Annotated in this window: 9 protein-coding genes; 7 read left to right on the top strand and 2 right to left on the bottom strand. The window is 42.3% G+C overall.

The window, feature by feature from the left end:
* Positions 1-73 precede the first annotated feature (73 nt).
* Both DW650_RS16810 and DW650_RS16805 read right to left on the bottom strand, forming a co-directional pair.
* Positions 74-1,366, bottom strand: a complete 1,293-nt coding sequence (locus tag DW650_RS16810; protein WP_118210593.1) for an MATE family efflux transporter — start codon at positions 1,364-1,366, stop codon at positions 74-76.
* A gap of 75 nt (positions 1,367-1,441) precedes the next feature.
* Positions 1,442-2,257: a MerR family transcriptional regulator gene (locus tag DW650_RS16805; RefSeq protein ID WP_117922090.1), complete on the bottom strand. Its 816-nt coding sequence runs from the start codon at positions 2,255-2,257 to the stop codon at positions 1,442-1,444.
* Positions 2,258-2,562: 305 nt separating this feature from the next.
* On the opposite strand from DW650_RS16805, the gene DW650_RS16800 reads away from it, so the two are divergent.
* The 7 genes from DW650_RS16800 to DW650_RS16770 all read left to right on the top strand — a co-directional run bounded on the left by DW650_RS16800 (position 2,563) and on the right by DW650_RS16770 (position 9,539).
* Positions 2,563-3,708, top strand: a complete 1,146-nt coding sequence (locus DW650_RS16800) for a TRAP transporter substrate-binding protein (RefSeq protein WP_118210592.1) — start codon at positions 2,563-2,565, stop codon at positions 3,706-3,708.
* Positions 3,709-3,833: 125 nt separating this feature from the next.
* A complete protein-coding gene (locus DW650_RS16795; protein WP_118210591.1) occupies positions 3,834-4,355 on the top strand; it encodes a TRAP transporter small permease in 522 nt (173 codons plus the stop codon).
* Complete coding sequence (locus DW650_RS16790; RefSeq protein ID WP_117922093.1) at positions 4,355-5,659, top strand: TRAP transporter large permease; 1,305 nt, start codon at positions 4,355-4,357, stop codon at positions 5,657-5,659. Before DW650_RS16795 ends, DW650_RS16790 begins: the two co-directional genes overlap by 1 nt.
* 24 nt (positions 5,660-5,683) lie before the next feature.
* Complete coding sequence (locus DW650_RS16785) at positions 5,684-6,157, top strand: YcxB family protein (RefSeq protein ID WP_117922094.1); 474 nt, start codon at positions 5,684-5,686, stop codon at positions 6,155-6,157.
* Positions 6,158-6,214: 57 nt separating this feature from the next.
* On the top strand, positions 6,215-7,732 hold the full coding sequence (locus DW650_RS16780; protein WP_243103002.1) for a sensor histidine kinase: 1,518 nt from the start codon (positions 6,215-6,217) through the stop codon (positions 7,730-7,732).
* Complete coding sequence (locus DW650_RS16775) at positions 7,704-8,531, top strand: response regulator transcription factor (protein ID WP_118210589.1); 828 nt, start codon at positions 7,704-7,706, stop codon at positions 8,529-8,531. Before DW650_RS16780 ends, DW650_RS16775 begins: the two co-directional genes overlap by 29 nt.
* Positions 8,532-9,539 (top strand): TRAP transporter substrate-binding protein, encoded by a 1,008-nt coding sequence (locus tag DW650_RS16770; RefSeq protein WP_118210588.1) that lies wholly within the window; start codon positions 8,532-8,534, stop codon positions 9,537-9,539.
* Positions 9,540-9,543 lie beyond the last annotated feature (4 nt).

Below are 9,543 nucleotides of genomic sequence, written 5' to 3'. Positions count from 1 at the left end.
CCAATCGAAAACCCCCGGAACCACCCTACACGAGGAAACTCATGTCACCCGCAAACCAGCATTTGTCAGGCAGTTAACGAAACATTTTCACACAGATGATCCCTGCCACGCATGCGATCACTTCCGTCAGCGGAAATGTCCACCAGACTGCGTTAAGTCCCCAAAAATGAAGCACCCATGCCAATGGCACCAGCAAAAACACCTGCCGCAGCACAATGATAAAGATGCTTGCCTGCATACGGGCAATTCCCTGCAGATATGAAGTGATAACAATAGTAAGTCCTGCAAAAATAAAGCTGATCGAGATAACACGCAGCGCATAACTGCCGATGTTTAACAGTGCAGGACTGGTGGAGAAAATTGCTATCAAAAGGTGCGGAAAGGCAAAAAAGATCATAGTTGCAACCGTCATAATGCAGCAGGAAACGATGGATGCGAATTTCAAAATATCTTTTGTGCGTGATATTTTACCGGCACCGTAATTGTAGCTGATAAGCGGAAGCAGCACCTGCTGAAATCCAAGCAGCGGAATAAAAAAGAAAGACTGTATCTTATAATAAATGCCAAGCACCGTCACGGCATCTTCGGTAAATCCCTTTAAAATCATATTAAGACCTACAATATAAAGTGTAAAAAGCGACTGCGTCACAATGGAGCCAATGCCATTCTGGTAGATCTGTTTACAGACAGATATCTGAAACCTGCCGCGAAGAGAATATTTCCGTATAACAGCGATCAGTGTAATAAACATGGCTGCCCACTGTCCGATCACGGTTGCGATGGCAGCGCCTGCAATGCCAAGTTCTGGAAAACCGGTAAGTCCGAAAATAAGAAAAAGATCAAGTATGATATTTAACAGGGAACCGGTTATCTGGGCGATCATTGGGATGACCATGTTTCCTCTTGCCTGTAAAATCTTGGTACAGATGGATTCAACAAAAAGCCCGAGAGAACCGATAAAAATAATTTTTGTATAAATAATTCCATCCTTCGCAACCGCAAGGTTATCTGTAGAAATCTGAAAATAAAATTCAGCTAGCATAGTCCCGGCCACAGCGAAAATAAGAAAATGAAAGAGCGTAAGCAAAAGTCCGCTTTTGATGACCTGATGCTGTTCTTTTGATCTTCCCAGTCCGTCTAACCTTGAAATTAAAATATTGACACCGGCACCTGTTCCGGTGGCGAGTGCTACCATTAAAAGCTGGATCGGATATATGATGGATAAAGCAGTCAATCCGACTGCAGAATATTTTGCCACAAAAAAACTGTCCACAATATTGTAGATCGACTGTATCAGCAGTGCCAGCATTACCGGTGGCGATAATTTTAATAAGAGTTTTGGAATTGATGTATGTTCCATATCCATAGGAATGTTCCTCGCATGTCATGTATTTCGAGGAACATTCTAAAACATGGAGTAACTACACGGTCAAGAGAAAAATTATTTTTTTATCAGATGAGCTTTGATCTCACAATAATAATTATGGATATATTTAAAAAGCTGAAAACCGATTTCCTCGGCAAACACGATGTCGGTCGTAAAGCCCTCTGATGAAAGAAAATCAAGCAGTGGCGAAAAGTCAGCAGTCTCATCCTGAATCTGAACGGTAAATACTGCATAATCCCCGGCGGGAAGTGTATAGAGGTGTTCGGGGTTGATAGAAGAGTAATCCCCGTTCGGCAGTTTCATGTATTCCCGGCATTTGAGGAGATCATTTTGTAAAAGACGGTCCGGATCCAGAAAGTATCCGTATTTTCTACGGACAAAATGTGTTTGTTGAAATTCCTGCTTTAAGACCTCCTGCAGATTGGCATGGTAGGAAGAATCCTCGCGTGTCAGGCTTCCGGCGATGACCGTTTCCTGTTCTAGATATCTGACCTGGATTTTATGTGACGGGGTCTGGGCTTTGATATGTTCATTTTCGGAATCATACCAGAGGATATCGTCTGCAACCTGCGCATAATATTCGCTTAAACGTAAGGCTTCTTTGCGGTATTCCATCAGAAGATGAACAACTTTATCGTTATCTTTCGAGGAAATGATCTGTCGTACTTTATCGAGCGGTATGCCAAGATTCCTGCAGGTGGTAATGATATCAAGCTGATACATGTTCCAGCGGGAATAATAATGGTAATGATTGTCAGGGTTGATATAGTCGGGTGTCACGAGACCTGCCTTCGTATAAAAATGTAACGTATCTTTGGAAATACCGGTGATTTTGCTGACCTCACCGATCTGGTAATATTCTTCTTTCAATTTTGTACCTCCATGCTGCATGGTTTGTAAGGAGCATAACAAAATTATGAGGTGTCTGCAAGGTGACCTACGGACTGTGGCTTTTTGTTTAGTTCTACATATAAAAATAGAAAAAATGTATATATACTGTACAAAAGTATCAAAAAAATATTAATAAATTCTAAAGAATGTTAAGAATGTGCTAACAATATAAAAATAATACGGTTTTCTTTGTTAAAAATTCCCCTTATAATAAATACATAAAGTTGCAGCGGCAAAGAGGGGCAGCGCAGCAAATATATCAACCAATTACAGGAGGGTTTCTTATGAAGAAAAAAGTTTTATCTGCAATCGTATGTGCAGCAATGGTATTTTCCATGACAGCGTGTGGCTTACAGTCACCGAACACAGCGACAGGCAACAGCGGAACAACAAATGCAGCAACATCGGATGCAGCAACATCGGATGCAGGTACATCAGATGCAGAAGCAGCAGACACAACGACAGAAGCAGCATCCACAGGCGATAGCGCAACAGAACCGGTCGGACCGGCAGTGACACTTGTATATGCTGAGGTTAACCCGTTAGAGGGAACCATTGTTGGACAGACAGCTACCGCATTCAAAGACAAAGTAGAAGAGCTTTCCGGCGGAAGCATCACAATCGATATCCAGGCAAACGGTGTATTAGGAGCTGAGTCAGATGTCTTAGATACCATGCTTGGCGGTGGCGGCACGATTGATATGGCTCGTATCTCTGCATTCGCACTGACAAGCTACGGCGGAGAAAAATCCAGCCTTTTATCCGTACCATTCACATTTGTAAACAGAGATCATTTCTGGAACTTCGCAACATCTGATCTGGCACAGGAATTTTTGCTTGAGCCGCATGAGAACGGAAGCGGTATCCGCGGACTGTTCTACGGAGAAGAAGGTTTCCGTCATTTCTTTACCGTGAAACCGATCTCCGGAATGGAAGACCTTGCAGGAATGAAGATCCGTGTATCAAATGACCCGATCATGACAGGTATGGTTGAAGCACTTGGAGCAAACCCGACCGTTGTTGCAATGGGTGAGTTATATTCCGCATTACAGACAGGCGTTGTTGATGCAGCAGAACAGCCGATCGCAAACTATCAGGCAAATGCATTCCCGGAAGTTGCAAACAACATTATCTTAGACGGACATACATTAGGAGCAATCCAGGTAGTCATCACAGATGAAGCATGGGATAAATTAACACCGGAACAGCAGGATGTATTAACAGAGGCTGGTGAGTATGCGTCCCAGTACAACCGTAAGATTTCTGAAGAGACAGAGAATAAGATCTTAGACGAGTTAAAAGCAGATGGATGCAACGTTATTGAAGTAGATGACATCAAACCATGGCAGGATGCTTGTAAAGATGTTATTGAAGAAGCAACAAAAGATAACAAAGAGTTATATCAGCAGATCCTTGATATGGCAAACTAATTAAAAAAATGTGATCGGACACACAGAGTCTGATGTGATGTACCAAAGGAGCACAGAGAGAATACCTGCTCTCTGTGCTCCTTTTCTAAAGAAAAAGGAATTATTTTAAAGGAGGAAGATAGTTTATGCCAAAATTTTTTCAGACCATTGATAAAATAAAACCGGCATATGACATTACATATAAGGTCGTTTTATTCATATGTAAATTATTGCTGACGGCAGATCTTGTGATCACAAGTGTCTGCGTTGTCGGAAGATACGTTTCGTTTGTGCCGGATCCGGCATGGAGTGAGGAAGTCGTTCTGACACTGATGTCTTATATGGCAGTATTATCTGCAGCACTTGCAATAAGAAGAAATGCACATATCCGTATGACAGCATTTGATCAGTATCTGCCAAAATCTGTGATCCGTGCACTGGATATTTTTGCAGATGTAGCAGTATTGATCCTTGGTGTGATAATGATCACAGTTGGCTTTTCCTATGCAGTCCAGATCGGTGCAAAAGGAAATTATGTAAGTATGCCAAGTGTTTCAAAATTCTGGATGTATTTCCCGATTCCACTTGCAGGAATTGCAATGGTGGTATTTGAGATTGAAGCAGTTTATAACCATATCAAAGGAATTTTTGTAAAGGAGGATAAATAATGAGCGCACAAGGAATTGCAATCGCAGTATTGCTGATCAGCTTTTTAGTAATGATACTCCTTAGATTTCCGATTGCATATGCAGTTGCATTGTCATCATTACTTTGTTTACTGACACAGGGATTGCCGCTTACCACAATCTGTCAGCAGATGGTAAAAGGAATCAGTTCTTTCAGTTTGATGGCAGTACCATTCTTTATCACGATGGGTGTACTGATGGGTACCGGTGGTATTTCAGAAAAACTGATCGCACTTGCCAATGCCTGTGTTGGATGGATGACAGGCGGTATGGCAATGGTAAATATCGTAGCATCTTATTTTTTTGGTGGAATTTCCGGATCTGCATCGGCTGATACCGCTTCCATCGGAAGTATCATGATCCCTATGATGGTAGACCAGGGATATGATGATGATTTTTCTACCGCAGTAACAATTACTTCTTCCTGTGAAGGACTTTTAGTTCCTCCAAGTCACAACATGGTTATCTATGCAATGTCAGCAGGTGGTATTTCCGTAGGAAGCCTTTTCCTTGCTGGTTATCTGCCAGGTGCATTGCTTGCAGTTTCCCTGATGGTAGGTTCTTATATTATTTCTAAGAAGAGACATTATCCGAAGGGAGAAAAATTCAGCTTTAAAGCATTATTAAAACAGATCGGAGTTTCTATCTGGGCTCTCGCAGCCGTTGTTATCGTAGTTGTCGGTGTAGTAGCCGGATGGTTTACTGCAACAGAATCAGCAGCAATCGCTGTATTCTATAGTTTGATCGTCAGTGTGTATATTTATAAAGGCCTCAACTGGAAGGGTGTATGGAAATGTTTAGAGCAGTGCATTGATACGTTATCGATCGTATTGATCCTGATTTCAACTTCCAGTATCTTCGGTTACTGCCTGACCACATTACATGTACCTGATATGGTAGCAAATGCAATCGTAGGATTTTCTACAAACCCGATCGTAATTGCACTCTTGATTGACTTGATTCTTTTATTCCTTGGCTGTATCATGGATATGGCGCCGATCATCCTGATCGCAACACCGATCTTACTGCCGATCGCAACTTCCATCGGTATTGATCCGGTACAGTTCGGTATTATCATGGTATTAAACTGTGGTATTGGTCTTTTGACACCGCCGGTTGGTTCCGTATTATTCATCGGTTCCGCAGTCAGTGGTGTAAAAATGGAACGTGTCGTAAAGGCAACACTTCCATTCTATGTATGTATGATTATTGTATTACTGTTACTCACATTCGTTCCGGAAGTCAGCCTTCTGTTACCGAGAGTATTAGGCGGCTACGGCGGATGAGTTTGAAATGATAGGGGGATTGGCATGACATACCAGTTTAAGAGCGAAGTAACTGCAGGAGACTTCTTTAAATTAACAATGAGCCGGACTTACCGTTCGGTGGCAGGAGTCTGTAACATGGTCTTTACGGTGGCGATGATTTTATTTACAGCAAAATTTTTCAAAAGCTCCGGAGATCTGATGCAGATGCTGATGCTCTTTGGATGTCTGCTGTTTCCTGTGGTTCAGCCGATTGCAATCTACCTGAAAGCGAAAGGTCAGGCAAAAACAATGCCAAAAGATGTGAATCTTTCATTTGATGATGCAGGACTCCATGTGACAGTGGGAAAAGAGAAAGAGAGCATTGGCTGGAGAAAGCTGCGGGTGTCAAAAGAACCTGGCATGATGATCGTTTTTTCTGATGCAAGACATGGATATATGCTTACAAACCGTATTTTAGGAGCACAGAAAGAAGAATTTTATACATTTGCAAAAGAAAAGATCGCAGCAGCTAATTAAAAAATACAGGCTTGCTATAGCAGCGAAGCGGATAAAAAAGCAGGATGGGACAACAGCTTGAAGAAAAGGATAAAATTATGGTGGCAGGAGCTTACCATTCAAAAGAAAATAGCAGTGTTTACCGGGATGGTCTGTCTGACCATCCTGCTTTCCGTTGTTTTTAATGTCTGGGTTGTCCGTTTTTCACTGGTCGATTTTAACGGTATTTTACAGGATAATGCAAAGTGCAGCGAACTGATCCAGGCATTAGAGCAGGAGAGTACGCTGTTTGAAAGTTATATGAGAAATCCGGATGCAGAGAAAAAAGAAGAGTTAGACCGTGCCATGAAACGGACAAAAAATGCTGTTTATGATCTGCCATTTCAGTACCGTAAGGTCGGAGAGCTCCGTTATGCAAAAACATGGTCGATCCGCAGCAGTTATGAAGTTTACTGTACAAAAAGAGATGCGATTCTTTCCATGGAAGACAATGTGACAGATTATGTCAGCAGACTCTACGAAGTTTATGATATGCAGAAATACTTAGGACAGTATGCCGGGATACTGATGAACTGTACGATCGAGGAGGGGGATATTTCCTATCAGAAAAAAGTACCGACATTAGTCGGCGTGCCGATGGTAGTTATATTTGCCGGACTTTTGCTGTTATTTGGAATTGCGGAAATGGCTTCGTTGATGAAAGAAACGATCATGTCGCCCATTTTTAAGCTGGTGCGTGCATCACAGAAAATCGCAGCAAATGATTTCTTTATAGAGGACGTAAAAGTAGACAATAAAGATGAGCTTGGGGAGTTGGTTCATGCATTCAATAAAATGAAATATGCGACAGGAGAATATATTCAGGCACTGGAAGAAAAACGAAAGACGTTAGATCTCTTACATGAGGAAGAATTGGAAAAACTAGAGACAGAAAAGCGATTGGAGATGACCAAACTCGAACTGTTAAAAAGCCAGATCAACCCGCATTTTCTGTTTAATACATTAAATGTGATCGGTGGAATGGCATGTTTAGAAGAGGCTGCAACGACCGAAAAAATGATCCGTGCATTATCTGCGCTTTTCCGGTATAACCTGAAAAATCAGGAAACGGAAGTGTGTCTGTCGCAGGAATTAAAAATTGTAGAAGATTATATGTATCTGCAGCAGATGCGGTTTGGAGAGCGTATCTCGTATCAGAAGATCTGCCGTGTGGATGCGGATAAAGTCATTGTTCCGGCATTTACGTTTCAGCCGCTTGTGGAAAATGCCATTATTCATGGACTTTCCAAAAAGGAAGAAGGTGGAACCGTGCGGATACATATCTGGCAGCAGGGAGAATTTATATTCATTACGATTGGAGACGATGGACTGGGTATGGATGATGAGCTGCTTATGCATCTGCGCAGAGAACTGGCAAAAGAAGATGGAAAGACCGGAATCGGACTTGGAAATATTTACCGGAGGATACATGCAATGTATCAGGATGGAAATGTGGAAGTTTACAGCAGGAAAGATGCCGGGACTGTCATAAAAATACAGATCAGACATAAGGAAGTGGGAGAAGAGGATGTACCGTGTGTTGGTGGCGGACGATGAACCGATAGAGAGAATGATCGTCGCAAGAACGATAAAAAAATATTTTTCCGGACAGTTAGAAGTTGTGGAAGCAGTAAATGGCAGGGAGGCAGCAAAGTTTTTTACAGAAAAAGACTGTCAGATCGCATTGCTTGACATTGAGATGCCTGGTGTGAATGGTTTAGAGGCAGCAGGGCAGATCCGGGAAAAAAACAGGGACTGCAGCATTATTTTCCTGACAGCATTTGATGAATTTAATTATGCAAAACGCGCAATTTCGGTACATGCCCTGGATTATCTGCTGAAACCGGGAACCGAAGAGGAACTGGTTAAAGTGCTAGAGGAAGCGATACGGCTGTTAAATGAGAGAACAGACGGATTGCGGGAAGATAGAAAAGAGATTTTACCGGAAAAACAGGAAAAAAAGAAAGATGTCCAGCCGGAAAGCGGCAATATCAGAATGAGTGCTGTGGCAGAAAATATCAGACAGTATATCAGCATGCATTATAAAGAAGATATTTCCCTGCAGAGTGTAGCAGAAGAAATGAATTATTCTGATGCGTATTTCTGTAAGATATTCAAGCAGTGTTTCGATAAGAGTTTTATTGTATATCTGACCGAGTTCCGGATGGAGCAGGCAAAGCAGCTGCTTGCCGATGTCCGTATCAATGTAAAAGATATCAGCACGAATGTCGGATACCGGGATTCGAATTATTTTGCTAAAGTGTTTAAACGTGCCGTGGGAAGCACGCCTACAGAGTACCGTATGGAGGTCTTAAAGCAGATGGAGACGGGAAATGCTGTTGGAGGATTAGGATAAATGAAAAAAAGAGGAATCTTTATTTTGTCTGCGGCGGCGGTTCTTGCAGCAGGATTGTTGTGCCGTCATATGCTGGTACAAGAGAGAGAACCGGAATTTGTTTTTTCTTATGCAGAGAACCAGACGGAGGATTATCCGACAACACTGGGGGCGAAAGAGTTTGCAAGGCTGGTAGAAAAGAGAAGTAATGGAAGAATACAGATTTTAGTCCAGGCGGAAGGGGCGCTTGGCACAGAGAGCGATGTGATCGCACAGATACAGTATGGTGGGATCGATTTTGCGCGAGTATCCCTTTCGCAGCTGGCAGAATATATTCCAGAATTAAATGTTTTGCAGATGCCATATCTGTATACAAATTCTGATCATATGTGGAAAGTTCTTGATGGTGAGATCGGAGATGCTTTTCTTGCAGCGACGGATGAAAGTGAACTGGTCGGACTTTCCTGGTATGATGCGGGTGCAAGAAATTTTTATAATTCAAAAAAACCGATCACCTGTCTTGAGGATATGGCAGGCATGCGTATCCGTGTACAGGAATCGGAAGTGATGGTAGATATGGTAGAGGCACTTGGCGCAACGGCACTGCCGATCCCATATGCTGATGTATATTCTGCATTAGAGCGTGGAACGGTGGATGGGGCAGAGAATAACTGGCCTTCCTATGAGGCGATGAATCACTATGAGGTGGCAAAATATTATACGGTTGATGAGCACAACCGGGTGCCGGAAATGCAGATATGTTCGAAAAATACATGGAATAAACTTTCGGAAGATGATCAGAAGATGATCTTAGATTGTGCAAAAGAATCAGCATTGTATGAGAGAAAACTCTGGACGGAACGCGAAGCGGATTCAAAGGAGATGGCATTGAAACAGGGTGTGGAAGTAGTAGAACTATCTGCGGCAGAAAAAAAGCGTTTTCAGGAAGCTGTCATGGGAGTGTATGAAAAATACTGTGCAGACTATATGGATGTGATCGAACAGATCATTGCACAAAATAATAAGTGAGGAT

Origin of the sequence: Roseburia sp. AM23-20, assembly GCF_003470905.1 — a bacterium.
Taxonomy (GTDB): domain Bacteria; phylum Bacillota; class Clostridia; order Lachnospirales; family Lachnospiraceae; genus Roseburia; species Roseburia rectibacter.
This window is presented reverse-complemented; position numbering and strand designations above follow the sequence as displayed.

Excerpts from the sequence above, each read along its gene's own strand:
- DW650_RS16810 (WP_118210593.1), bottom strand. The coding sequence starts at position 1,366 with ATGGATATGGAACATACATCAATTCCAAAACTCTTATTAAAATTATCG.
- DW650_RS16785 (WP_117922094.1), top strand. The coding sequence starts at position 5,684 with ATGACATACCAGTTTAAGAGCGAAGTAACTGCAGGAGACTTCTTTAAA.
- DW650_RS16775 (WP_118210589.1), top strand. The coding sequence starts at position 7,704 with ATGTACCGTGTGTTGGTGGCGGACGATGAACCGATAGAGAGAATGATC.
- DW650_RS16790 (WP_117922093.1), top strand. The coding sequence starts at position 4,355 with ATGAGCGCACAAGGAATTGCAATCGCAGTATTGCTGATCAGCTTTTTA.
- DW650_RS16795 (WP_118210591.1), top strand. The coding sequence starts at position 3,834 with ATGCCAAAATTTTTTCAGACCATTGATAAAATAAAACCGGCATATGAC.
- DW650_RS16770 (WP_118210588.1), top strand. The coding sequence starts at position 8,532 with ATGAAAAAAAGAGGAATCTTTATTTTGTCTGCGGCGGCGGTTCTTGCA.
- DW650_RS16800 (WP_118210592.1), top strand. The coding sequence starts at position 2,563 with ATGAAGAAAAAAGTTTTATCTGCAATCGTATGTGCAGCAATGGTATTT.